The organism is Streptomyces fagopyri (genome assembly GCF_009498275.1).
In the GTDB taxonomy this organism is placed as follows: Bacteria; Actinomycetota; Actinomycetes; order Streptomycetales; family Streptomycetaceae; genus Streptomyces; species Streptomyces fagopyri.
The window spans coordinates 8496257-8518252 of record NZ_CP045643.1 but is presented as its reverse complement, the minus strand read 5'-3'; the positions used below and the strand labels follow the sequence as shown (position 1 = coordinate 8518252).

At 72.5% G+C, this 21996-nt stretch carries 22 protein-coding genes; 11 read left to right on the top strand and 11 right to left on the bottom strand.

Going from position 1 to position 21996, the window contains the following annotated elements; all coding sequences use genetic code 11:
- The first annotated feature begins 32 nt into the window (after nt 1-32).
- From GFH48_RS36810 to GFH48_RS36800, 3 genes are all read left to right on the top strand, one after another.
- Nucleotides 33-1250, top strand: coding sequence for an IS110 family RNA-guided transposase (locus GFH48_RS36810; protein ID WP_153286729.1), 1218 nt, complete (start codon nt 33-35; stop codon nt 1248-1250).
- A gap of 167 nt (nt 1251-1417) precedes the next feature.
- On the top strand, nt 1418-2791 hold the full coding sequence (locus GFH48_RS36805) for a cryptochrome/photolyase family protein (RefSeq protein WP_153292384.1): 1374 nt from the start codon (nt 1418-1420) through the stop codon (nt 2789-2791).
- Nucleotides 2792-2952: 161 nt separating this feature from the next.
- Nucleotides 2953-3675, top strand: coding sequence for a DUF4142 domain-containing protein (locus tag GFH48_RS36800; RefSeq protein WP_194280781.1), 723 nt, complete (start codon nt 2953-2955; stop codon nt 3673-3675).
- A 28-nt stretch (nt 3676-3703) separates the two neighbouring features.
- On the opposite strand, the gene GFH48_RS36795 is transcribed toward GFH48_RS36800, so the two are convergent.
- The gene (locus GFH48_RS36795; protein ID WP_153292383.1) at nt 3704-4732 is read right to left on the bottom strand and encodes a MerR family transcriptional regulator; all 1029 of its coding nucleotides are present in this window, start codon (nt 4730-4732) and stop codon (nt 3704-3706) included.
- Between the two features lie 127 nt (nt 4733-4859).
- Between GFH48_RS36795 and GFH48_RS36790 the strand changes: the two genes are divergently transcribed.
- From GFH48_RS36790 to GFH48_RS36780, 3 genes are read left to right on the top strand one after another with little or no spacing between them, the layout of a single operon-like run.
- Nucleotides 4860-5288 carry a hypothetical protein gene (locus GFH48_RS36790; protein ID WP_153292382.1) on the top strand — a complete coding sequence of 143 codons (429 nt, stop codon included), beginning with the start codon at nt 4860-4862 and terminating at the stop codon, nt 5286-5288.
- Complete coding sequence (locus tag GFH48_RS36785; RefSeq protein WP_153292381.1) at nt 5285-5869, top strand: sigma-70 family RNA polymerase sigma factor; 585 nt, start codon at nt 5285-5287, stop codon at nt 5867-5869. Before GFH48_RS36790 ends, GFH48_RS36785 begins: the two co-directional genes overlap by 4 nt.
- Nucleotides 5866-6636 carry an anti-sigma factor gene (locus tag GFH48_RS36780; protein ID WP_153292380.1) on the top strand — a complete coding sequence of 257 codons (771 nt, stop codon included), beginning with the start codon at nt 5866-5868 and terminating at the stop codon, nt 6634-6636. Before GFH48_RS36785 ends, GFH48_RS36780 begins: the two co-directional genes overlap by 4 nt.
- A gap of 157 nt (nt 6637-6793) precedes the next feature.
- On the opposite strand, the gene GFH48_RS36775 is transcribed toward GFH48_RS36780, so the two are convergent.
- The 7 genes from GFH48_RS36775 to GFH48_RS36745 all read right to left on the bottom strand — a co-directional run bounded on the left by GFH48_RS36775 (nt 6794) and on the right by GFH48_RS36745 (nt 13576).
- Nucleotides 6794-7600, bottom strand: coding sequence for a DUF1295 domain-containing protein (locus tag GFH48_RS36775; protein WP_153292379.1), 807 nt, complete (start codon nt 7598-7600; stop codon nt 6794-6796).
- Entirely contained in the window at nt 7597-8916 is a 1320-nt protein-coding gene (locus GFH48_RS36770) for a class I SAM-dependent methyltransferase (RefSeq protein ID WP_407698684.1), read from the bottom strand. Before GFH48_RS36770 ends, GFH48_RS36775 begins: the two co-directional genes overlap by 4 nt.
- Nucleotides 8913-10181: an SAM-dependent methyltransferase gene (locus GFH48_RS36765; RefSeq protein WP_153292378.1), complete on the bottom strand. Its 1269-nt coding sequence runs from the start codon at nt 10179-10181 to the stop codon at nt 8913-8915. The genes GFH48_RS36770 and GFH48_RS36765 overlap by 4 nt, the downstream gene beginning before the upstream one ends.
- The gene (locus GFH48_RS36760; RefSeq protein ID WP_153292377.1) at nt 10178-11209 is read right to left on the bottom strand and encodes a DUF1365 domain-containing protein; all 1032 of its coding nucleotides are present in this window, start codon (nt 11207-11209) and stop codon (nt 10178-10180) included. The genes GFH48_RS36765 and GFH48_RS36760 overlap by 4 nt, the downstream gene beginning before the upstream one ends.
- Entirely contained in the window at nt 11203-12558 is a 1356-nt protein-coding gene (locus GFH48_RS36755; protein ID WP_153292376.1) for an NAD(P)/FAD-dependent oxidoreductase, read from the bottom strand. The genes GFH48_RS36760 and GFH48_RS36755 overlap by 7 nt, the downstream gene beginning before the upstream one ends.
- A 444-nt stretch (nt 12559-13002) precedes the next feature.
- Nucleotides 13003-13446, bottom strand: coding sequence for a hydrolase (locus GFH48_RS36750; RefSeq protein WP_228121159.1), 444 nt, complete (start codon nt 13444-13446; stop codon nt 13003-13005).
- Entirely contained in the window at nt 13430-13576 is a 147-nt protein-coding gene (locus GFH48_RS36745; protein WP_153292375.1) for a hypothetical protein, read from the bottom strand. The genes GFH48_RS36750 and GFH48_RS36745 overlap by 17 nt, the downstream gene beginning before the upstream one ends.
- 223 nt (nt 13577-13799) lie before the next feature.
- On the opposite strand from GFH48_RS36745, the gene GFH48_RS36740 reads away from it, so the two are divergent.
- Nucleotides 13800-14240: an SPW repeat protein gene (locus tag GFH48_RS36740; protein WP_153292374.1), complete on the top strand. Its 441-nt coding sequence runs from the start codon at nt 13800-13802 to the stop codon at nt 14238-14240.
- Nucleotides 14241-14366: 126 nt separating this feature from the next.
- Here the strand turns inward: GFH48_RS36740 and GFH48_RS39970 are convergent, their stop codons facing one another.
- Entirely contained in the window at nt 14367-14969 is a 603-nt protein-coding gene (locus GFH48_RS39970) for a hypothetical protein (protein WP_322747015.1), read from the bottom strand.
- Complete coding sequence (locus tag GFH48_RS36730; protein ID WP_194280780.1) at nt 14947-15498, bottom strand: ATP-binding protein; 552 nt, start codon at nt 15496-15498, stop codon at nt 14947-14949. The genes GFH48_RS39970 and GFH48_RS36730 overlap by 23 nt, the downstream gene beginning before the upstream one ends.
- 303 nt (nt 15499-15801) lie before the next feature.
- Between GFH48_RS36730 and GFH48_RS36725 the strand changes: the two genes are divergently transcribed.
- The 3 genes from GFH48_RS36725 (at nt 15802) to GFH48_RS36715 (ending at nt 17866) form a co-directional block, all read left to right on the top strand.
- Nucleotides 15802-16677: a helix-turn-helix domain-containing protein gene (locus GFH48_RS36725; RefSeq protein ID WP_153292373.1), complete on the top strand. Its 876-nt coding sequence runs from the start codon at nt 15802-15804 to the stop codon at nt 16675-16677.
- 69 nt (nt 16678-16746) lie between these two features.
- On the top strand, nt 16747-16959 hold the full coding sequence (locus GFH48_RS36720; protein WP_153293295.1) for a DUF397 domain-containing protein: 213 nt from the start codon (nt 16747-16749) through the stop codon (nt 16957-16959).
- A 91-nt stretch (nt 16960-17050) separates the two neighbouring features.
- Nucleotides 17051-17866, top strand: a complete 816-nt coding sequence (locus tag GFH48_RS36715) for an SAM-dependent methyltransferase (RefSeq protein ID WP_153292372.1) — start codon at nt 17051-17053, stop codon at nt 17864-17866.
- A gap of 378 nt (nt 17867-18244) precedes the next feature.
- Here GFH48_RS36715 and GFH48_RS36710 read toward each other — a convergent pair whose 3' ends face one another.
- The gene (locus tag GFH48_RS36710; RefSeq protein WP_153292371.1) at nt 18245-20023 is read right to left on the bottom strand and encodes a helix-turn-helix domain-containing protein; all 1779 of its coding nucleotides are present in this window, start codon (nt 20021-20023) and stop codon (nt 18245-18247) included.
- A gap of 154 nt (nt 20024-20177) precedes the next feature.
- On the opposite strand from GFH48_RS36710, the gene GFH48_RS36705 reads away from it, so the two are divergent.
- The gene (locus GFH48_RS36705) at nt 20178-21971 is read left to right on the top strand and encodes an Hsp70 family protein (RefSeq protein WP_153292370.1); all 1794 of its coding nucleotides are present in this window, start codon (nt 20178-20180) and stop codon (nt 21969-21971) included.
- Nucleotides 21972-21996 lie beyond the last annotated feature (25 nt).

The following is a 21996-nucleotide window of genomic DNA, read 5'->3' as shown; positions in this document are numbered from 1 at the left end:
GCCGGCACGTTCAACTCTCCTGGAAGGGCGCGATGTTCGATACCGAAGACGTGGGCGTGTTCCTCGGCCTGGACGTCGGCAAGAGCTCCCATCACGGGCACGGGCTGACTCCGGCCGGCAAGAAGGTCTTCGACAAGCAGCTGCCCAACAGTGAGCCGAAACTGCGGGCCGTGTTCGACAAACTGGCCGCGAAGTTCGGCACCGTCCTGGTGACCGTGGACCAGCCCGCCTCCATCGGAGCCCTCCCGCTCACGGTCGCCCGGGACGCCGGCTGCAAGGTCGCCTACCTGCCCGGACTCGCGATGCGGCGAATCGCCGACCTGTATCCGGGCGAGGCCAAGACCGACGCCAAGGACGCCGCCGTGATCGCGGATGCGGCCCGCACCATGCCGCACACTCTGCGCTCGCTGGAACTCACCGACGAGATCACCGCCGAACTCACGGTCCTCGTCGGCTTCGACCAGGACCTCGCGGCCGAGGCCACCCGCACCTCCAACCGGATACGCGGCCTGCTCACCCAGTTCCACCCGTCGCTGGAGCGCGTTCTGGGCCCCCGCCTCGACCACCAGGCCGTCACCTGGCTGCTGGAGCGCTACGGCTCCCCCGCCGCACTGCGCAGAGCCGGCCGCCGCAGGCTCGTCGAGCTCATCCGGCCCAAGGCCCCGCGCATGGCCCAGCGGCTGATCGACGATGTCTTCGAGGCGTTGGACGAGCAGACCGTCGTGGTCCCGGGGACCGGCACCCTCGACCTCGTCGTGCCCTCCCTGGCCCGCTCGCTCGCCGCTGTCCACGAACAGCGCCGGGCCCTGGAAGCCCAGATCAACGCCCTGCTGGAGGCCCACCCTCTTTCCCCGGTCCTGAGGTCGATGCCCGGCGTCGGCGTCAGGACCGCCGCCGTCCTGCTGGTCACCGTCGGCGACGGCACCAGCTTCCCCAACGCCGCCCACCTGGCCTCCTACGCCGGACTCGCCCCGGCGACCAGGTCGTCGGGGACCTCGATCCACGGCGAACACGCGCCCCGAGGCGGCAACCGCCAGCTCAAACGCGCCATGTTCCTTTCCGCCTTCGCTTGCATGAACGCCGATCCCGCCTCCCGCGCCTACTACGACAAGCAACGCGCCCGCGGCAAAACCCACACCCAGGCCCTCCTCCGCCTCGCCCGCCAACGCATCAGCGTCCTGTTCGCCATGCTCCGAGACGGCACCTTCTACGAATCCCGCCCGCCCGCGGACGTCGAACTCGCCGCATGACCCCAGCAAGACCGAATCACCCCAAACCCGACAGGGGTGCCTTGACGAAAGACATAGAGGCACCCCCCCGCATCCGCGGAAGCCCGTCGGACCGAAGCGGTAGGTGCCGTACCCCTCGCGGCCGTACCCCTCGCACCCGTCCATCCAGCCGAACCCGGAGCCACCCCATGAACGTCTCGGTCGTCCTGTTCACCTCGGACCTGCGTCTGCACGACCATCCGGCGCTGCGGGCGGCCCACGACGGCTCGGCCGCGCTGGTGCCCCTCTTCGTGCGCGACGACGCCGTGGCCGCGGCGGGGTTCACGGCTCCCAACCGGATGGCGTTCCTCGCGGACTGTCTGGCGGACCTCGACGCCGGACTGCGTGAGCGGGGCGGACGGCTGGTGGTGCGTTCCGGTGACGTGGCCGCCCAGGTGTGCAAGGTGGTCTCCGAGGCGGACGCCGACGAGGTGCACATGGCCGCCGGCGTCAGCGCCTACGCGCGCCGCCGAGAGGACCGGCTGCGCGCGGCCCTGGAGGCCGAGGGGTGCCGCCTGCACGTCCACGACACCGTGATCACCGCGCTCGCGCCGGGTGCCGTCACCCCGGCCTCGTCGGACCACTTCGCGGTCTTCACCCCGTACTTCCGGCACTGGTCGCAGCAGCCACTGCGTGGCGCGGTCGCCGCGCCGCGGACGGTCCGGGTACCGGACGGTGTCGCCTCGGAGCCGCTCCCCTCCCGCGAGGGCCTGTCCGGGATCTCCGCGGGACTGGCGCGAGGCGGCGAGACGGAGGCCCGCGGGAGACTCGCCTCCTGGCTGCGGAGCGGGATCGCGTCGTACGAGGACCGGCACGACGACCTGCCCGGCGACGCCACCTCCCGGTTCTCCCCGCACCTGCACTTCGGCTCGCTCTCCCCGGTCGAGCTGGTGCACCGGGCCCGCGGCACCGGCGGGGCGGGCGCGGAGGCCTTCGTACGGCAGCTGGCCTGGCGCGACTTCCACCACCAGGTGCTCGCCGCGCGGCCGGACGCCGCCGTCGCCGACTACCGCACCCGGCACGACAGCTGGCGCTCGGAGACCGAGGCCCGGGAGGACATCGCCGCGTGGAAGGAGGGGCGCACCGGCTATCCGGTGGTCGACGCGGCGATGCGCCAACTGCGCCACGAGGGCTGGATGCACAACCGGGGGCGGCTGCTGACGGCGAGCTTCCTCACCAAGACCCTCTACGTGGACTGGCGGGTCGGCGCCCGGCACTTCCTGGAACTCCTCGTGGACGGCGATGTCGCCAACAACCAGCTCAACTGGCAGTGGATGGCCGGCACGGGCACGGACACCCGCCCCAACCGGGTCCTCAATCCGGTCCTCCAGGCGAGGCGTTACGATCCCGACGGGGAGTACGTCCGACGGTGGGTGCCGGAACTGGAGGGGATCGCCGGTGCCGCCGTGCACGAACCGTGGAAGCTGCGGGGCCTTGACCGCGCCGCCTACGATTACCCGGACCCCGTGGTCGAACTTCCGGACGGGCTGGCCCGCTTCAAGAACGCCCGGGGCCGGGACTGAAGGAAGTCACCAGGGATTTTACTATTGGCAGAGATTTTTTCGTCGAACGCGTGCGTACTGGTGGGCGTCAGAATCACTCGTCACCGGATCCACTCGCACCGGATTCACCATGCGGCACGACGGGGCTCCCCGCTCCGCGCCGCCGCCCGCCAGGAGGCTCGATGCGCATTGCACGGAACGCAGGAACGCTCTTCGTGGCAGGTGCGTTGACCATGACGCTCGCCGCGCTCGCGTACCCTGCCGTGATCGGTGTGCAGACCACGTCCAGCGCCCCGAACCGCGTGATCGCCAACACTCCGACCGGCCCGTTGACCGAGGCCGACCGTGACTTCGTCGTCAAGGTGCGGGCGGCGGGACTCTGGGAGTACCCGGTCGGACAGCTGGCACTCCAGAAGGGCACCATCCCGGCGGTCAGAACCGCCGGCGACCACCTGATCAGGGGCCACGCCGCGCTGGACGACACCGACCGCAAGGTCGCCGCCACGCTCGGTATCACCATCCCCAACAAGCCGTCTCCGCAGCAGCAGGGCTTCGTCACGACCCTGACCGCGGACACCGGCAAGCAGTTCGACACGGACTTCGCCAACATCCTGCGGCTGACCCACGGAACGATCTTCCTGACCGTCGCGAAGATCAGGTCCACCACCGAGAACTCCCTGGTGCGCCAGCTGGCCGACCAGGCCAACGACACGGTGCTCGACCACATCACGGTGATGGAGAAGACCGGACTGGTCAACTTCGACCAGGTGCTGTTCCAGGAGACCACCCCGCCGAAGCTGCCGTCCCAGAACGTCACGCCGCCCGCACCCGCGCCGGGCGAGCCGACCGTCGTCCTCACCCCGCCCGCGGGTAGCTCCGCGTCCCCCTCGCCGACGGTGCGGTGAGCCGGAAACGTCGCCCCGGCCCGGTACCTCAGCTTGCCGGGACCGGGGCGACGCCGTCGTAGAGGCCCCTGAGGGATCCGAGGGCGTCCCGCAGCCCCGTCGGGCGGAGCATCCCGCGCAGCGGGCGTCCGGCCCAGCCGGGGCCGCCCAGCACGACGGCGGGATGATTGCGGGCGCCCTTGACACCCCAGTGGGTGCCGGCCACATGCCGGGCGAGCGGGACGTCGGCCGTCGAACGGGTCTGGGCCCACAGCACGACGGCGGTCGGGCCCAGCCGCCGTACCGCCGCTGTCAGCGCCTCGGTGGGCACGGCCGCACCGAACATCCTTGCGGGCAGGCCGAGTTCGGCGAGTCCGGCGTGCAGCGCCTGCAACGGCAGGCTGTGCTGCTCGCCGGGGACGCACGCCAGCACCACGGGCCCCGCGCCGGTCGCGGGAGCGTCGGGCCGGGCCGGCTCGGTGGCCCGGTGGAGGGTCCGGGAGATGTGCCAGGACAACAGGTGCTCCACCTCCACGTAGCGGTCGCCGGAGGACTCCCACTTGCGTCCCACGGCGTGCAGGGTGGGCACCATCACCTCGTCCCAGGCGACGACCAGGCCGTGCCGTTCCACGAGCGAGGCCAGCTGATCGTCCATCGCGGGCGCGTCGAGGCGTACGGCGGCGCGCGCCAGGCCCCTGCACTCCTGCCGGACGTCACCGAGCGGCAGCGCGCCGGCCGCCTGTGAACGCTGGCGACCGAGAGGACCGGCCGTCGCGCGCGGGTCGGAGCCGGACGGTATCCGCTCGACGCCCTTCCGCGCGGTCCTGGCCGCCTCGGCGGGCGGCACCCCCGCGGACGTCAGCCGGCACATCTCCTCCAGCATCGCCACGTCCTGCGGCGTCCAGCGGCGGTGCCGGCCGCCGGAGCGGACCGCGGGACCCACCCCGTACCGCCGGTCCCAGGAGCGCAGCGTGGTGGGCGACACTCCGAGCCGACGGGCCAGCGCACCCGTGGTGACGCCCGCCTCGGAGGGCTGTGCGGCCGGTTCTGACGACGGTGTCGGTCGGTCCTCGCCCATGCGGCGACTATACGACGCAGAAACGATGCAAGTTGTCCCGGATGTCCTGCGGTTCACACGATGGAGCTCACGGGGCACGGCCCGGGAGACGCCCCGTGAACCACGTACGAACCGAGGAGCCGTGGTCATGGCCGCACATCCGATCACCAGGGGGCGCCCCGGGGAGCGGACACCCGGCACCGGGACACTCACCGGCGCGGAGATCACCCGGGGGCTCGCGGACGGTGACGAGCGCTGTCCGGCCGCCGCGTACCACCGGTGGGGCAAGCCGGTGCGCGCGACGGCCCGGCGCTCCCTGGGTGACGCCCGGGAGACCGAGGGCGTCACCCCGCAGCTGTTCCTGGCCGACTGGCGGGGCGGACACGGCCGTCGCCCCGAGCGCGGCGCACCGGCCGGCCGGCTCGTGGGCCGCAGCCGCCACAGGAACACCGACATGCGGCCCGCGCGTACGCCCGGCCGCCGTACCCGGAATTCTCCCGACGTGGGCCAATCCACGGCCGGACCTGCTCCGGATCAGTCCCGTACCGATCGCCCCACTTGGAGGACCACCCCGTGAAAGAAGCCGTGGAAATCGGGAGAAACCCGGCGGCCGAACCCAGTCTGCCGGACCTGATGGCCGACGTCGCCCGGGGCGACCAGGAGGCTTTCGCAGCGGTCTACGACGTGGTCGCGGGGCCGGTGCTCGGCATCGTGCGCAGGGTGCTGCGCGACCTGGCCCAGTCCGAGGAGGTGGCCCAGGAGGTACTGGTCGAGGTGTGGCGGACCGCCGCCCGCTACCGGCCCGAGCGCGGGTCGGTGATGAACTGGGTGCTCACCCTCGCCCACCAGCGGGCCGTCGACCGGGTGCGCTCCGCCGAGGCTTCGGCGGCACGTGAGCACAAGGCGGCCCTCCTCGACCGGACGCCCGAGTTCGACGAGGTGACCGAGCAGGTCGAGGCGCGGCTTGAGCGGGAACAGGTACGGCGCTGTCTGCGCACGCTGACGGAGCTCCAGCGCCAGTCCGTGACCCTCGCGTACTACCGCGGCCTGACCTACCGGGAGGTGGCGGAACTGCTGACGCTTCCGCTCGGCACGGTCAAGACCCGCCTGCGCGACGGCCTCATCCGCCTCCGTGACTGCCTGGGGGTCACCGCATGACCACGTCCGACCTGCACACCCTGACGGGTGCGTACGCGCTGCACGCCCTCGGCGAGGAGGAGCGCGACCGGTTCGAACGGCACGCCGCCGACTGCGAGGCCTGCGCCCAGGAGGTACGTGAGCTGACCGCCACGGCCGCGCGGCTCGGTCTCGCCGAAGCCGCCGGCATCACCCCCGAGCTCAAGGCCCGCGTCATGCGGCGCATCACCACGGTCCGGCAGGAAGCACCCCGGACGGCGCCCGCCACACCCGCCACGCCCCCCGCGCCGGTCCTCCGGCGCGTACGCCGTCCACGCGGCCTGTCGCGCTGGGCGCTGGCCGCCTGCGTGGCCGCCGCGGCGGCGTTCGGCGGCACGGCGGTGTGGCAGCACGACCGGGCGCGGGAGGCCCGGACCCAGGCACGGGACGCCGAGCGCCGGACCGCCGATCTGACCGCGGTGCTGGCCGCCCCGGACGCGAAGAGCCGTACCGCGAGGCTGGCCGGCGGCGCCGGCGGCACGGTGGTCGTCTCCGCCGCCCGCGACGAGGCCGTCTTCATCTCCTCGGGCATGGCGAAGCCGCCGAGCGGCAAGGTCTACCAGCTGTGGTTCGACGACGCGGGCACCATGCGCTCGGCCGGTCTGATGGACCCGCACCGCACCAGTGAGGCGGTCCTCCTGGACGGGAAGCTGGCCAAGGCCTCGGGCATGGGCATCACCGTGGAACCGGCGGGCGGCTCGGCCCGGCCGACCTCGGCCCCGCTGGCGGTGCTGGAGTTCCCCGCCTGACGGGGCCGGCCGCCCCTTGCGGTGCTCTCCCCGGGGACCGGCCGGCCGGTCCCCTCCTCCGGGTACGGACCGGCCCGCCCCTCTCCGGGTACGGGCCGGTCCTCCCGGCGTCGCCCACCGGTCCTCCCCCGGCGGGCGACGCCCGGACGCGGTCCCGTCAGCCGCGCGACTTCGGCGGCAGCGGAAAGAAGCCGCTGGTCCTCGCCGTGTACTCGGCGAACCCCGCGCGCCCCGCGAGATGTTTCTCCAGCAGCGCCTTCCCGCTGCCGCTGATCAGCAAGAAGCTCATCACCAGCGGCGAGAGGACCGAGACCGCGGCCGCCGCGCCCGAGTCGCAGGTGAGCAGGAACAGCCCCCACCACACGCAGAAGTCGCCGAAGTAGTTCGGGTGCCGGGTCCAGCTCCACAGGCCCCGGTCCATGACCCGGCCGCGGTTGGCGGGATCGGCCTTGAACCGGGCCAGCTGCGCGTCGCCCACCGCCTCGAAGAACAGTCCCACCGCCCACAGCGCGGCGCCGGCGAGGGTGACTCCCGTCAGTCCCGTGGACACGTACTGCGCCGCCTGGACGGGCAGCGACACCAGCCAGACCAGGGCTCCCTGCAAGAGGTAGACCATGCGCAGGGCGTACAGGTCGCGACGGCCGGGCGCCTTGGCGAGCATCGCCTCGTACCGCGGGTCCTCGCCGTGACCACGGCCCCGCCGCGCGATGTGCAGGGCCAGCCGCAGCCCCCACACCGAGGTCAGGACGGTCACGAGGATCCGCCGCCCCTCGTCGCCCTCGCCCGCGGAGGCCAGGAAGGACACCACGGCCACCGCGGTGAACCCGACTCCCCAGGCCACGTCCACGATCCGGTGCACGCCCTTGCGCACGGCGACCGCGAAGGTGACGAGCATGACGGCGAAGGCCGCGGCCGCCGCGAGGCCGAGGTTCTGGGCGAACGCTCCCCAGGGAAAGCCGCTCATCGCTCGTCCGCCCCCGTGTACCAGTGCCCCGGCACGGCCGGCATGCCGCTGCCGCCCCCGGGAGCGGGCCGCACGCTCAGGATCTGGTCGACGCCCATCCGCCGTTCCTGGAAGGCGAGGGCCCCGCCGACCAGGTACAGCCGCCACACCCTGGCCGTCTCCGCCCCCACGAGCCGTACGAAGTCGTCCCAGCGGTCCTCCAGCGTGCGATGCCAGGCCGCGACCGTACGGACGTAGTGCTCCCGCAGCGACTCCACGGAGCGCACCTCCAGGCCTGCGGCCTCCAGCAGGCCGACGGTGTCACCGAGCGGCCTCATGTGCATGTCCGGGGCGATGTACGCCTCGATGAACGCGCCGCCGCCGGGGGCCACCGAGCCCCGCGACATCTGCTGTACGAGTACGCGTCCCTGCGGGCGGACGAACCGGTGCAGGGCGGCGGCGAACGCCGGATACTCGGCGTCCCCCACGTGTTCGCCCATCTCGATCGCGGTGACGGCCTCGTACGCTCCGCCCGCGATGTCCCGGTAGTCCTGGCAGACCACGTCGACCTGGTTCTCGAGACCTCGCTCGCGCACCTGCTCCCGTACGTACGCGGCCTGTTCCCGGGCCAGCGTGACCGCGGTGACCTGGGCCTTGTACCGCTCCGCCGCGTACAGCGTGAGGGAACCCCAGCCGCAGCCGATGTCGAGCAGCCGGGCGCCCGGCACGAGACCGAGCTTGCGGCAGATCAGCTCCAGCTTGGCGCGCTGGGCGTCGGCGGGGCCGAAGTCCGGTCCCCCGCCGGTCCAGTAGCCGCACGAGTAGGCCATGGTCTCGTCGAGGAGCAGTCGGTAGAACTCGTTCGACAGGTCGTAGTGGTGGCTGATGGCCGCGCGGTCCCTGGACCTGCTGTGCAGCCCTCCGCGCAGTCGTGCCTGCGAGGCGGGTGTCGCGGGCCTCGGCCCCACGGCCCCCAGGCGCAGCGCCGTGCCGGCGGCGCGGACCCGGTCGGCGGCGGTGAGCCGGGGCGCGTGCACGCTGCGCTCCCGCACGGCGCCCCACATGGCGCTCAGGCCCGCCGCCAGGTCGCCCTCGACATCGATCTCCCCGGTGATGTAGGCCTGGGCCAGGCCCAGTTCGCCGGGCTGCCAGAGCAGTCGCCGCAGCGCGCGCCGCGTGCGGACGACGACCACGGGGGCGCCCTGGGGACCGGACTCGCTGCCGTCCCACGCGCGCAGCCGCAGCGGCAGGGGGCCGCCGAGGGCGTCCTCGGCCAGCGCGGCGAGCCGGTGGGCGGCACCGGGGCGGGCGGGGTGGACGGTGGTCACGGTGGTCACGGGGTGGAGTCCTCCTTCGTGAACAGGTACTGCTGGACGTCGAGGTAGCCGGCGCGGAACCCGGCCTCGGAGTAGGCCAGGTAGAAGGTCCACATCCGGCGGAAGGCAGCGTCGAAGCCGAGCGCCTCGACCTCGTCGGCGCGCTCGGTGAAGCGTTCGCGCCACAGCCGCAGTGTCTCCGCGTAGTGCGCTCCGAAGGGGTCCCTGCGGGTGGTCCGCAGGGAGGTGTGCTCACGGGTCACCTGCTCCACCGCCTCGACGGAGAGCAGCAGACCGCCGGGGAAGACGTACTTCTGGATCCAGGTGAAGGTGTCGCGGCTCGCCAGCATCCGGTCGTGCGGCATGGTGATCGCCTGGAGCGCCGCGCGTCCACCGGGCGCGAGCCGCGCGTCGAGCGTCGCGAAGTAGACCGGCCAGTACTCCGCCCCGACCGCCTCCACCATCTCGACGCTCACCACGGCGTCGTACGTGCCCTCGGCCTCGCGGTAGTCGCACAACTCGATGGAGACGAGGTCGGTCAGGCCCTCCTCGGCCACCCGCCGCCGAGCCAGGTCCCGCTGCTCGCGGGAGAGGGTCAGCGACGTGACGCGGGCACCGCGGGCAGCGGCACGTATCGCCAACTCGCCCCAGCCGGTGCCGATTTCGAGCAGCCGGGTACCGGGTCCGACCTCGGCGAGGTCCAGCAGCCGGTCGATCTTGCGGTGTTGGGCTGCGGCCAGCAGGGGCCAGGTGGCGGGGAAGCCGCGGAAGAGGGCCGCCGAGTAGCTGAGGGTCTCGTCGAGGAAGAGCGCGAACAGATCGTTGGAGAGGTCGTAATGGCGGCTGATGTTGTCCCGGGCGCCGGCGGGTGTGTTGCGCTCCGCGTCCGGGCGGCGCGGCGCCCAGAGACCGCGCAGCCGTTGCAGCGGTTCCGGGATCAGCCGCGCCGCGTTGTCGGCGAGCACGGTGAGCGCGGCGACCAGGTCCGGCGCGTCCCATTCGCCCGCCATGTAGGACTCGCCGAAACCGACCAGGCCGTGGGTGCCGATACGGCGGTGGAAGGCATCCGGATCGTGGATCTCGATCACCGGGCCGCCGGTACCGAGACGGCTTCCGTCGGCGAACCGCACCTGAAGGGGCAGACGCCGCAGCGCCCGCTTCAGCACGGCGCGGGTGACGGCGGTCCGGGTGCGCGAGGCCTCCGGCGGCGCCACCACGTCCGAACGGCGGGCGGGATCCACGTCCCGGCGCTGCGCGGTGGCGGAGCGGGGCTCGGCTGTCCTCATGTGTCACTCTCCTGGTTACGGTCGCGGGGGCGGGGCTGGACGGGCAGTCCCCGCAGGTAGAGACGGATGCCGTGGACGCGGATGGCGGCCGAGACGGCGAGGGTGGAGAACGGGTGGCGCAGCGCGGCACGCAGCAGCGTCCCGGCGGTCGCCTCACGACGGGTCCCGCGCACGGTCGCACTGAAGGGCCGGGTGCCCGCGCGCTCCAGGCGGACCATGAGGTCGAGGCGATCGTCCGGGAGGGGCAGCCGCATGCGGTACTCGCCGTCGACGGGGAAGAACGGCGAGACGTAGAACTGTTTCTCCGTGCGGTAGAGCCGCTTGCCGGCCCGGTGGGGATCCCGCCCGGGCAGGGGGCCTTGCCGCTCGGACGCCTGGGGCGGGTCACTCACCGGCCCCGTCGGCCGCGTCGGCCCCGTGGGCCCGGCAGAATCCGACGGCCGGAGGGGCTCAGGCGGACCGGTCGACCCCGACGGTCGGAGGGCCTCAGGCGGCCCGGCCGGCTCCGACGACCGGAGAGGCTTCGAAGGCCGCTCGCCCTCCGACGACCGTGCGGGCCGCGAAGGGTCGTGGGCGGCGACCGTGGCGTGGTCGTCGCGCTGTTCCCGCGTCGTCCCGGCGTCGTCCGGGAGGAGCAGATAGCAGTGCCGCTCGCCGTAGGTGTTGTGCACCTCGGCGACCACGCAGCGCGGTGCGCCGCCGGGGTCGTGGCACCAGTAGAGGGTCAGCGGGTTGAAGACGTGGCCGAGGACCCGCGCGTGGGCGAGCATCGTGACCGAGCCGCCGCGCAGGTCGACGCCGTGTCCGGCGAGGAAGTGGTCGAGTCCGGCGCGGATGGTCGGCTGGTCCCCGTCGAAATGGTCGCGGGGGTCGAAGCGCGCCAAGGGCCGCAGCGGAAGGGGCAGTCGGGGCGGGTGGTCGGGGTCCGTCAGCCACATGTAGGTGCGGTGGCGCAGCGCGTACCGGGTCGGCGCGGTCCGTACGTGCGAGACCGTGCAGGGGTAGAGCGCGGGGGTACCGGTCACCATGTCACCCCGAGCGCCGCGGCGGCGGCCACGCCGGAGCGGCAGCCGTCCTCGTGGAATCCCCAGCCGTGGTAGGCGCCGGCGTACGCGATCACCGGGCTGTCCAGCTCCGGGAGCCGGGTCTGGGCGGCGACGGACTCCGGTGTGTAGACGGGGTGTTCGTACACCATGCGGGCCAGGACGCGGTCCGGGTCGACGCGGTCCTCGCCGCCGAGGGTGACCACGTAGTTCTCGGGCGCGTCGAGGCGCTGGAGCCGGTTCATGTCGTAGCTGACGCGGACCCGGTCCGCGCCGGCGTCGCACGAGGGCATCAGGTAGTTCCAGGAGGCCCTCGCTCCCCGGGCGCGCGGCAGCAGCGCGGTGTCGGTGTGCAGGAGGGTGGTGTTGCGGGAGTAGCGGAAGGCGCCGAGGACCTCGCGCTCCGCCTCGGTGGGGTCGGCCAGCAGTCTCAGGGCCTGGTCGGGATGGACCGCGATCACCGCGGAGTCGTACGACTCGGTGGTGCCGTCCGCCGTGGTGATGTCCACGCCGTCGGCGTGCCGTCGCACGGCCCGGACGGGGGCGGAGGTGTGCACGGCGTCGAACTGTTTGGCCACCCGGTCGACGTAGGAGCGGGAGCCCCCGGTCACCGTGCGCCAGACCGGGGAGTCGCTCACCGAGAGCATGCCGTGGTGGTCCAGGAAGCGGAACAGGTGGCCGGCCGGGTAGCGGGCGGCGGTGACGGCGTCGCAGGACCAGACCGCCGACACCATCGGGGTCGCGAAGTGCCGGACGAAATACGGTGAGAACCGCTCCCGGGTCAGGAACTCCCCCAGCGTCAGGCCCTCTTCGCCGCCCGCGTCGAGCAGCCGCCGGGCCGCGCGGTGGAAGGCCGGCACTTCGGTGAGCATCCGGAGGTAGGAGCCGCGCAGGGCGTTCCGCGGACGCGCGAACAGGCCGGCCGGACCGCGGGCGCCCGCGTACTCCAGGCCACAGCCCTCGCACCGCACCGACATGCTCATCTCCGACTCCTGCGTGGCGACGCCGAGTTCGTCGAACAGCCTCAGGAGGTTCGGGTAGGTACGGCGGTTGTGCACGATGAAGCCGGAGTCGACGCGGTGCAGCCTTCCGTCGGAGGAGGCGAGGTCATGGGTGTGCGCGTGGCCGCCGAGCCGGTCGTCGGCCTCGTACAGGACCACCTGCCGGGCGCGGCGCAGCACGTGGGCGGCGGTGAGCCCCGCCACGCCCCCGCCGATGACGGCCGTCCGCCGCCCCTGACCGCGCTGTCCGCGCCGGCCCGGCTGCGCGCGGCGGCCGCGGTCCGCGGTCTCCTCGTCCGTACCCGAGGCGTCCCCTGACGCTTCCCGCACCATGTCTCCTCCCACCCGGCTCGCCTCTTTTCGGCTTCAGAGCCCTCGGCCCTATTCCGAAGCTGCGGCGGTGACGGATTGGCCGGAACGCGCTCTTCCTCCGATCGGGTGAGGGCCGGTGCGCGCGAGGGCGGTTCGCGTGGTCGGCGAGGAGGGGGAAAGCGCGAGAAGTCGGTACGAAACGTGCCCCGGCGACCACCGTGGGTCATGGCCGGGCGGGACTCGTCCACGGGAGTTCCCTGGCGCGGCACGGGGGCGTTCCGGGGCGGTGGGACCGGCTCGCGGGTCGGCGGGACGGGCCCTGTGCGCGGGTCGGCAAGGCGGGCCCGGACGGCCGGTCGGCAGGCGGGTCGGCCGGTCGGCAGGCGGGTCGGCGGGTCGGCGGGGTGGGACCTGTCCGCGGGTCGGCGCGGCGGGAAGGGCCCGCGGGACGGCGGGGCCTGTCCGTCAGCCGCCGCCGGGGCGCGCCCGCTTGAACCCGAGCAGCGTGCGGTAGCGCTCACGCGCCGCGAACTCCCCCAGGGGCCAGATCACCGGACGCCCCACCTCGGCGCAGAGATGAAGGACCCGGCGCTCCCCCACGACCACCCCGACGTGAGCGCCCCACGCTTGGTCGCCGGGGTTGAAGAGGGCCAGGTCCAGCGGCCGGGACTCCCTTACCCGCTCGGTGAGTACGGTGTCGTCCCACAGGTCGCTCGAACGCCAGGCGGGCAGCCGCGGTCCGAAGTGACGCAGTACTTCGTAGGCGAAGAACTGGCAGTTGGCGCCGCGAGCGAGGCCCGGTCGCTCGGCGACGGATCGCGAACCGGGAAAGCGCCGGCCCACGTACGGGGTGGACCAGATCCCCTCGGGCAGGCGCGCCGTCAGCTCGCTCTCACTCGGTTCCCGCACGCGCGCCTCCGTCCGTGTGCCGGGCCGGTTCCCGGCAGCCGTGCGCGCTGGTGACGTCCGCCATGTCGCCGTGCGGGTGCGCGAGTTCCGGCAGTCGTGCATGGTTGCCGAGCCGCGGCGGCCTGTCCACCTCGGGCCCCCTCCGGCCACCTCGGCGATCCGTCGGCGGACGTCGGTGCCTGAGCCGGGCCGGGCGCCGCCACCGCCGCCCGGTGGGCGGGCCCGCCCGGACGGAACCGGGCCTGCCCACCGCTACACATAAAGAAGAAATAAGCGCACAATAAGGACAAGCGGCGCTTACCGCACACCGAACCAGAAGCGGTCAGGCCTGCCGAGATCGAAGGAGTCGACCCATGGCCAACGTCTCTCACCCCAGAAACGACATCACGTCCCACCCCGACGTGTCCGAGATGCGGGACCGGTATGCCCGCGTGATGGGTGGCCGCGATGTGGCGCTCGTCGACGGACCCGTGTTCCTGCTCGGCCTGTACTGCGCCGTGTCCCCGTGGATACTCCACTACACGGCGAGTCAGCCCGCCCTGATGACCCACAACCTCGTCATGGGCATCGCGATCGCCGTGCTGGCGCTCGGATTCACCGTCACGCCGGAGAGGATGTACGGCCTCAGCTGGGCCATCTGCGCGATGGGCGTGTGGATGATCATCTCGCCGTGGGTGGTCGGCACCAGTCCCGACACCGGCGTGGTGCTCAACAACATCATCATCGGCGCGCTGGCCGTGGTACTGGGGGCGGTGTGCGCGTTCGCGGCGACGAAGAGCACACCTCGGGCGTAGGCCCGGCCCCCGCTCCCGGACGCTGTCCCGTTCGCAGGAGAAGAAGCCGACGACAGCCACAGGCCGGCCCGCCCGTGCGGGCCGGCCTCCGCGCGCCCCGACCCGCGACCGACGCCGGACCCGGGATCAGAGCCCCGTGCCGAGCGACCATCTCGGGGTGCTTCCCGCGAGGCGGCAGATGAGGAAGTACAGCGGAATCGGAGGGGTATAGGGCGACTGCCCCTCGGGCCGGTGGATCAGACGCGGGCGGCCGAAGCGCGCGCGCCGCAGCGCCCGCGTCCAGGACGGTTCGGCCAGCCGGGCGCCGATCGCGTAGCGCGTGGAGGACGGCCAGGTGACACCGATGTGGGAGCCGGACGGGACGATCCACCACCACCGCTCGTCGTCGGCGAAGACGCAGCCGACACGGGGCAGGCAGTCCATGATCCGTTCGCCGTGTTCCCGGGAGGTGCCCACCGCGTCGTACCCCAGGCTCGGGGACAGCTCCTCGGGTATCAGCAGGCGCGAGGGGTGCTCGGGCGACGGCGCCCCGGGGGGTCGCGTACTCGGTTCGGGGACGAGGGCGTGCGTGCGCGGGTCGGCGGCCGAGGCGTGCGCACGGGGGCCGGGGGCGGTACCGGACGGATCGGGGAAGGGGCCGCACGCGCGGGGATCGGGTGAGAGGCCGTGGTCGCGCGGGTCGCGGGCCGAGATGTGTTCACACAGGTCAGGAGCGTGCTGTCGTTCCATCAGACGGAGATCCTTCGGCCGAGTGGGGGATGGGCCGGGCGGTGTTCGTGGTCGGCGGACCGCTGATCGGGGCGGGGCCGCCGCTGCGCGAGGGCAGGACGGCCCAGACGATGCGGCCGGACCCGTCGGCGGTGTCCCTGACACCCCAGTCGCTGCTCAGCGCGCCGACCAGCAGGAGCCCGCGGCCGCACTGGTCCTCGGGCCCCGGCTGACGCCGCGCGGGGAGGGTCCAGCCACGGTTCTGGTCCTCGACCTCGATATGGAGCGGACCGAGAGCGATGTGGAGTCTGCACACGATCCACTCGCTCGCCGTGTGGGTCAGAGCGTTGGTGACGAGTTCGGAGGTGAGCAGGACAGCGTTGTCATACGTCTCACGATCGACGCCCCACTCGCTCAGCAGGGCGGACACATGTCTTCGGGCCACCCCTACCGACGCGGGGGCCGCGCGCAGGGCGAACACTCCGGCGCGGTGGGGGTATTCGTCCCCCGGCAGTCGGTCCAAAGGCTGGGGGAGGGAGGGCGGGGTCATCGCCGTTCGCCTTTCGTCTGCCTGCACCGCAGGCGGTGCCAGTGCCGCCCCGAAGGCCCGGTAACGCCACGAGACGCGTCCGCCTCGTCGCGCAGGGAGTCCTGCCTCAGCCCCGTCTCCCCCAAGTGGGCTGCGCTGCCTCTCCCTTGACCGTGCCAGGGACGATAGGACCACTGTGGCAGCTGCCAACAGCACCTCGCAACCGACAAGTTGAAATTTGCAGAGTGCCAGGTGCATGCTTCCCACGTCGACGGATGATCGTGACAGACTGCGACCTCGAAGCCCGCTGTGAGGGGGTAAGGCGTGTCCACGGAATCCGACTGGGGTGGCGCGCCTTCGGTCCTGCGCATGATCCTCGGCAGACAGCTCGAGGAACTCCGTACCGGGGCCGGTCTGACGTACGAGCAGGCCGGTGAGGCGATCGGTGTCAGTCACTCCACCATCCGCCGGATGGAAGCGGCCAAGGTGGCCCGACTGCGGCTCGCGGACGCCGAGAAGCTGCTGCAGACCTACGGCGTGACGGACCGGCAGGAGATCGACACCTTCCTGAAGTCGGTGCGCGAGGCGAACAAGCGTGGCTGGTGGCACACGTACCGCGACGTGCTGCCGGACTGGTTCGCCGCGTATCTGAGCCTGGAGCAGGCCGCGCTCCAGATCCGGGCGTACGAGGCGGAGTTCGTCCACGGACTGCTGCAGACGGAGGCATACGCGCGCGCCCTGCTCGGCGCGGGCAACCCGCACACCCCGGCGGAGGCGACCGAGCGGCGGGTCGCGCTGCGCATGCGCCGCCAGGAACTGCTGACCCGGCCGGCACCGCCGCGCGTCTGGGTCGTGATGGACGAGACCGTGCTGCGATGGCCGGTCGGCGGCCCCGAGGTGATGCGCGCCCAGATCGACCATCTGATCGCGGTGAACGCGCTCCCCCACGTCACCCTGCAGATCATGCCGTTCAGGAACGGCCCGCACCCGGCCATGCGCGCCGGCGCGTTCCACCTCTTCCGGTTCAGGGCGCGCGAGTTGCCGGACATCGTGTACTCGAGCGGTCTGGTCGGCGCCGTCTATCTCGACAAGGTGGACGACGTCCTGGTCTACCGCGAGGCACTGGACCGGCTGGGCGCCCAGTCGACGCCCGCCACGAAGACCGAGGCCCTTCTCGGCTCGATTCGCAAGGAGCTATGAGTGCACCACCACATAGGCAAGTCCCCCATAGGGCACCACCACGTGGGGGACCCTTCCGTCCGCAATGGCATGCCCTCCCGGGAACTCGGCGCCCAGGGCTGGTCCAAGCCGTGGAGCGACGACGCGGGCGGTGCCTGCGTCGAGGCGAAGAAGCTGCTCGACGGGCGGATCGCGCTGCGTCAGTCCACCGATCCCGACGGGCCCGCGCTGGTCTTCACGCCCCATGAGATGACGAGCTTCCTGGCCGGCGTCAAGGCGGGGGCGGCCGACTTCCTTCTCTGACAACCTTGTCCACTTGCTATGCCTGTGTGTCCCGCTCACTCACCGTACGCAACACCCGCTGTGAACCGACGACTTGATGGGAGGGGCGGCGTTGCCCGACAACGGATGGCCGGCCGACCGTATCGACACCGAGAGCGCACACTCCGCGCGCATCTACGACTACATCCTGGGCGGCAAGGACTTCTACCCCGCCGACCAGGAGGCGGGCGACGCCATGGCGCGGGAGTGGCCCGCGCTGCCGATCCACATGAAGGCCAACCGCGACTGGATGAACCGCGCGGTGGCCTATCTCGCCGAGGAGGCGGGGGTACGCCAGTTCCTGGACGTCGGCACCGGCATCCCCACCTCGCCCAACCTCCACGAGATCGCCCAGTCGGTGGCCCCCGACTCACGGGTCGTGTACGTCGACAACGATCCCATCGTGCTGACCCTCTCGCAGGGTCTGCTGTCCAGCACGCCCGAGGGCAGGACGGCGTACGTCGAGGCCGACATGCTCGATCCGGCGACGATCCTGGGCGCGCAGGAGCTGCGTGACACCCTCGACCTCACCCAGCCCGTCGCCCTCACCGTCATCGCGATCGTCCACTTCGTGCTGGACGAGGCCGACGCGGTCGGTATCGTCCGGCGTCTGCTCGACCCGCTTCCCTCGGGCAGCTACCTGGCGATGTCCATAGGCACCGCCGAGTTCGCCCCGCGGGAGGTGGCCCGCGTCGCCCGCGAGTACGCGGCCCGCGACATGCCGATGCGCCTGCGGACGCACACGGAGGCGGAGGAGTTCTTCGAGGGCCTCGAACTCGTCGAACCCGGCATCGTCCAGGTCCACAAGTGGCACCCGGACGGCACGTCGACCGAGCCGATCCGCGACGAGGACATCGCGATGTACGGGGCGGTGGCCCGCAAGCCCTAGCCCCGCCGCGGGCGGCGTTCACCTGTCTTCGACGGTCTTCACCGGTCTTCGACGGTCGTGGAACAGCGTCCGGTGTTCGCCGCCCGCGTGCCGGCCGGAAGCCCGGGTACGTCCCGTACCCGGGCTTCCGGCCGGTGCGGAGAGCCGGGCCCCTCCCCCCTGGGACGACGGGGAACCCGCGGGACGTCCTGACGGGGCGAACGTCGCCCGCGCCGGCTCCCGCAACGCCCGCTGCCCCTCGGCCGGGTCGAGGCGTCCCACCGCCGACGGGCGGTTGCCGGCCCGGTCGGCGCCCGGACACGCGTCGGGGCGCCGGCCACGGCTCGCGCCCGTGCCGGCCGGAACCGCGCACATGGCTTCCGGCCGTGGCAGCGGCCCTCAGGCGTCGGCCGTGGAGTCCAGCAGGGCCCCGCACTCCGCCGCGAGCGCCGCCATCCCGTAGTCCTGGGCCACACGCAGCGCTTCCCGCAGGAGCCGGGAGGCGTGGGCGGCGGTGCCGGGACGGCCCGTTCTGCGCAGCGCGCGGGCACGGGCCAGTCTCAGACGGGCCAGTTGGGGCTGGGAGGAGCGGACCGGCTCGGCCGCCACGTGGAAGTCGGCGAGCGCGGCGTCCGGTTCCCCCGCGGCCAGCGCGAGCAGACCACGGGCCCGCGCGGTCGGGCCGACCAGCACGGTGGGCCAGCCCGCGAGGGCGATCTGCTCTCCGTCGTGGGCGGCCAGGCGGTCGCGCAGTCCCGGCACGACCTCGCGCAGTTCGGTCTCGAATCCGCCCTGCGCGTCGAGCGCGGCGCTCACCTCGGCGAGCAGGACGAGCGTGGGCACCGCCCACCCCGAGGGCGGGAACCGGGTGAAGTCGGCGGTGTCGTGCGCGAAGCCCACGAGCCGGTCCGCCCCTTCGGCGTACCGGCCGGTCTCACAGAGCGCGAGCGCCAGGCCGGCCCGCCAGACCGGGAAGTACCCGTGCCGCTCGACGGTGTCGGCGAGACCGGAGGCGAACAGGTCGGCCATCCTGCCCTGTTCCCGCAGCAGCCAGTAGGCCTGCCCGAGGCGGGTCTGCTGGAGGTTGTCGGCGGGGACGGCCAGATCGGCGGATAATCGCTCGACGAACGTCAGCGACTCGCCGAAGATCCAGCCGGCCGCCCGGTCGAACCGGCCGTGCCACAGGTCGAGCAGGGCGTCCAGGGTCCGCTGCTGCCAGACGGCGAGGGTGCTGCGGGTGTCCGCGGCGTGCTTGCGGTACTGGTTCGCCGTGGCCAGCGCGCTGTAGACCTTGCCGACACGCAACTGATCGATGGCGAGGGCCATCAGCGCCTCACCGCGGAAGTACCCGGAGTCGTGTCCCGCCGCCGCGTCACGCAGCCGTTCGGAGAGCGACAGGGACTCGTCGGCGGGGACGAAGTCGTACAGGCCCCAGCGGCATTCGGTGAGCACCTCGCAGCGCACCTCGTCGTCCTTGGCGTCCACCGGCAGCCGGCGCAGCGTGCCGCGGGCCAGCCGCGCTCCCTGCTCAGGACCCGCCCGGCCCGCCGCGGTGTCCTCGCTGACGGCCATGGACAGCTTCTTCGCCAGGTGCGCGTTGAGCCGCAGACGCAGCCCGGCCGCCTCCACTCCCGCGTCCTGCGCCAGCGCGGCCAGACTCTCCCTGATCCGTTGCAGCAGTTCGTGGTCGACCTGTCCGGGATCCGACCAGCGGCGGGCCATTCTGATCACGGCCTCCGCCTGCGCCGAGGGATCGCCCTCGGCACTCGCGTACGCCGCCCGGTAGAGGCGCTCCGCCTCCCGCATGTCCCCGGTGGCGTGGCTGAGGTCACCGCGTCTGAGCAGGCGGTCGAACTCGTCCCGGCGCCGGGCCACGACCGGACTTCCCTGTCCTGGTGGCGACTTCACCAGTTTTCCGGTCCGCTCGCGCGAACCGGCGCCGACGGTCTTCGAGATGCGCTCGAAGGAAGGGTCGGGAACGAGGGCGAGCAGTGCGCCCTTGGCGTCCAGGCGCTCGTCGCAGAGCTGCGCGAGTTCGCGTGTCACGCGTCGCTGGCCCGTCTCGATCCGGCTCAGGAAACTGCGGCTGCAGTGCACCTCTTCGGCCAGCTCGCCGAGCGACTTCCCGGCCGCCGTCCGACGCCGGCGCAGTTCCGCGCCGAACGCGTTCTCCTCGATCGTGATCCCTCCAACGGCTCGCGCCCTGCCACCTGTTGCCAGATCGCGTTGGCAACAGCCGACCGCTCCGCGTTGGCGCTGAAACCCACCAGTCTGTGTGGGGCGAGCTTACAGGGAGCAAGCGCGCGGACACCGGCAGACAGGAGCCTCGGGCATGGGTGCGGACGGTCCCAAGGTGGTGGCGGCGGTCGACTTCGGCACCCATGGCACCGGCTTCGCCTGGGCGGTGAGGACACCGCCGAACGACGATCCGCGCACCAGGAGGGTGCAGTTCTTCACGCGGTTCCCCGGCCGTCAGCTGGACTACCCGAAGAACCTGACCGCGATCCTGCTGTCCGCCGGTGGCGAGACGGTCGCCTGGGGCCACCGTGCCCACCGCCTGTGGGCCGACGCCCTCGCCAAGGGGGAGTCCGACGGGCTCGGCTACGCCTACGCCTTCAAGACGGCGTGGCAGAGCGGCGGCACGATGTCGGACATGCCGACGGTGGGCGGCTTCGTCGACCTCGACGACCGGGGCCGGGTGCGGGAACTGACCACCGCCTACCTGAAGGAGATCCGCGAGCTGGCGATGGCGGAGATCAGGGGGATGAAGTACGCGGAGCGCGAGGTCCGCTGGTGCATCACGGTCCCCGCGATCTGGGACGACGAGGGCAAGGCCGTGATGCGGCGGGCGGCGGTCGACGCGGGGTTCCCCGACGATCCGGAGCGCCTGCTGCTGGCCATCGAACCCGAGGCCGCCGCGCTCTACTGCTATCTGCGGATGACGGACGCGGACGCGGCCACGTCGGAAACCGCCCGGCTGCCCCTGCATCTCGACGGGTTCCGGTTCGTGGTGATCGACTGCGGCGGCGGCACCGTCGACATCACCGCCTACGAGTCGGACAGCGGGGCCGGAGAGCCGATCGCGCTGCGCGAGATCGGCCTCGCCACCGGTGGACACCTCGGTTCCGAGTACGTGAACCAGGCGTTCCGCGACACGACGCTCGGCGAGCGGTTCGGGCCCGCGGTCCTGAAACGCATCGAACGGGACCACCCGGCCGAGCTGTTGAGGATGTCCCGGCAGTGGGAGCACGCCAAACGCACGGTGGAGGTCGAGCAGGACGCCTCCTCGGTCGCGCACGTGCTGGATCCGGTGCGCATCGAGGTTCCGGCCGTCGTGTGGAACCTCCTCGACGAACCGGTCCGGGCGCGGCTGACCGGCGACGCCGGCGGCCTGCCCCGACAGATCGTCCTTTCGCCCGACGAGGTGGAGGGACTGCTCGACGAGACGGTGGACGGCATCCTGGACAAGGTCGCCGAGCAGCTGGCCACCATCGCGCGGACCGGCGGCACCGCCTCCGGGCCCGAGACCCTGCTCCTGGTGGGCGGGTTCGCGCGGTCCGACTGGCTGCGCGAACGGATGCGCGTCCGCTTCGGCGGGCGGCATCGTATCGTGGTCCCGCCAGATCCGGCCCTGGCGGTCCTGGAGGGCGCCGTCCACTTCGCCTACCGGCCGGACGTGTTCGTCTCCCGGCAGGCCAAGTACACCTACGGGTTCGAGACGGCCAAGCCCTTCGAGGAGGGCGTGGACCCCACCGTGCGCATGTACCGCGACGACGAGGGTGATGTGCTGTGCGTCGGCCGTTTCGGCATCGCGGTGCGCCGCATGGACGGCGTACGGGTGAAGGACGCCTATCCCTTCCGGATCGTGCCGGTCCGCGAGGAGCAGCGCCAGCTGGACGTGGACCTGTACCGCACGGCCGAGCCCGATCCCCGGTATGTCGACGAGGACGGGTGCGAGGAGATCGGCCGGCTGACCGTCGACCTGAGCGGCACCGTAGGCAGGCCGCTGCGCGAGCGCGCCGTGATGCTGCTGTTCTACTTCGGCGCCAGTGAACTCCGGGTCGAGGTGTTCGACCCGGCCACCGAGGAGACCAGCCGGGTCTCCGTCGACTTCGACCGGATGTAGCCATGGCCGGACACCCCGAGGGAGG

What these genes read in the sequence shown, in the direction of transcription:
- GFH48_RS36705 (WP_153292370.1), top strand. Translation starts at nt 20,178, where the DNA reads ATGGGTGCGGACGGTCCCAAGGTGGTGGCGGCGGTCGACTTCGGCACC.
- GFH48_RS36805 (WP_153292384.1), top strand. Translation starts at nt 1,418, where the DNA reads ATGAACGTCTCGGTCGTCCTGTTCACCTCGGACCTGCGTCTGCACGAC.
- GFH48_RS36795 (WP_153292383.1), bottom strand. Translation starts at nt 4,732, where the DNA reads ATGGGCGAGGACCGACCGACACCGTCGTCAGAACCGGCCGCACAGCCC.
- GFH48_RS36720 (WP_153293295.1), top strand. Translation starts at nt 16,747, where the DNA reads ATGCCCTCCCGGGAACTCGGCGCCCAGGGCTGGTCCAAGCCGTGGAGC.
- GFH48_RS36780 (WP_153292380.1), top strand. Translation starts at nt 5,866, where the DNA reads ATGACCACGTCCGACCTGCACACCCTGACGGGTGCGTACGCGCTGCAC.
- GFH48_RS36775 (WP_153292379.1), bottom strand. Translation starts at nt 7,600, where the DNA reads ATGAGCGGCTTTCCCTGGGGAGCGTTCGCCCAGAACCTCGGCCTCGCG.
- GFH48_RS36730 (WP_194280780.1), bottom strand. Translation starts at nt 15,498, where the DNA reads ATGACCCCGCCCTCCCTCCCCCAGCCTTTGGACCGACTGCCGGGGGAC.
- GFH48_RS39970 (WP_322747015.1), bottom strand. Translation starts at nt 14,969, where the DNA reads ATGGAACGACAGCACGCTCCTGACCTGTGTGAACACATCTCGGCCCGC.
- GFH48_RS36755 (WP_153292376.1), bottom strand. Translation starts at nt 12,558, where the DNA reads ATGGTGCGGGAAGCGTCAGGGGACGCCTCGGGTACGGACGAGGAGACC.
- GFH48_RS36810 (WP_153286729.1), top strand. Translation starts at nt 33, where the DNA reads ATGTTCGATACCGAAGACGTGGGCGTGTTCCTCGGCCTGGACGTCGGC.
- GFH48_RS36800 (WP_194280781.1), top strand. Translation starts at nt 2,953, where the DNA reads ATGCGCATTGCACGGAACGCAGGAACGCTCTTCGTGGCAGGTGCGTTG.
- GFH48_RS36760 (WP_153292377.1), bottom strand. Translation starts at nt 11,209, where the DNA reads ATGGTGACCGGTACCCCCGCGCTCTACCCCTGCACGGTCTCGCACGTA.
- GFH48_RS36765 (WP_153292378.1), bottom strand. Translation starts at nt 10,181, where the DNA reads ATGAGGACAGCCGAGCCCCGCTCCGCCACCGCGCAGCGCCGGGACGTG.
- GFH48_RS36790 (WP_153292382.1), top strand. Translation starts at nt 4,860, where the DNA reads ATGGCCGCACATCCGATCACCAGGGGGCGCCCCGGGGAGCGGACACCC.
- GFH48_RS36740 (WP_153292374.1), top strand. Translation starts at nt 13,800, where the DNA reads ATGGCCAACGTCTCTCACCCCAGAAACGACATCACGTCCCACCCCGAC.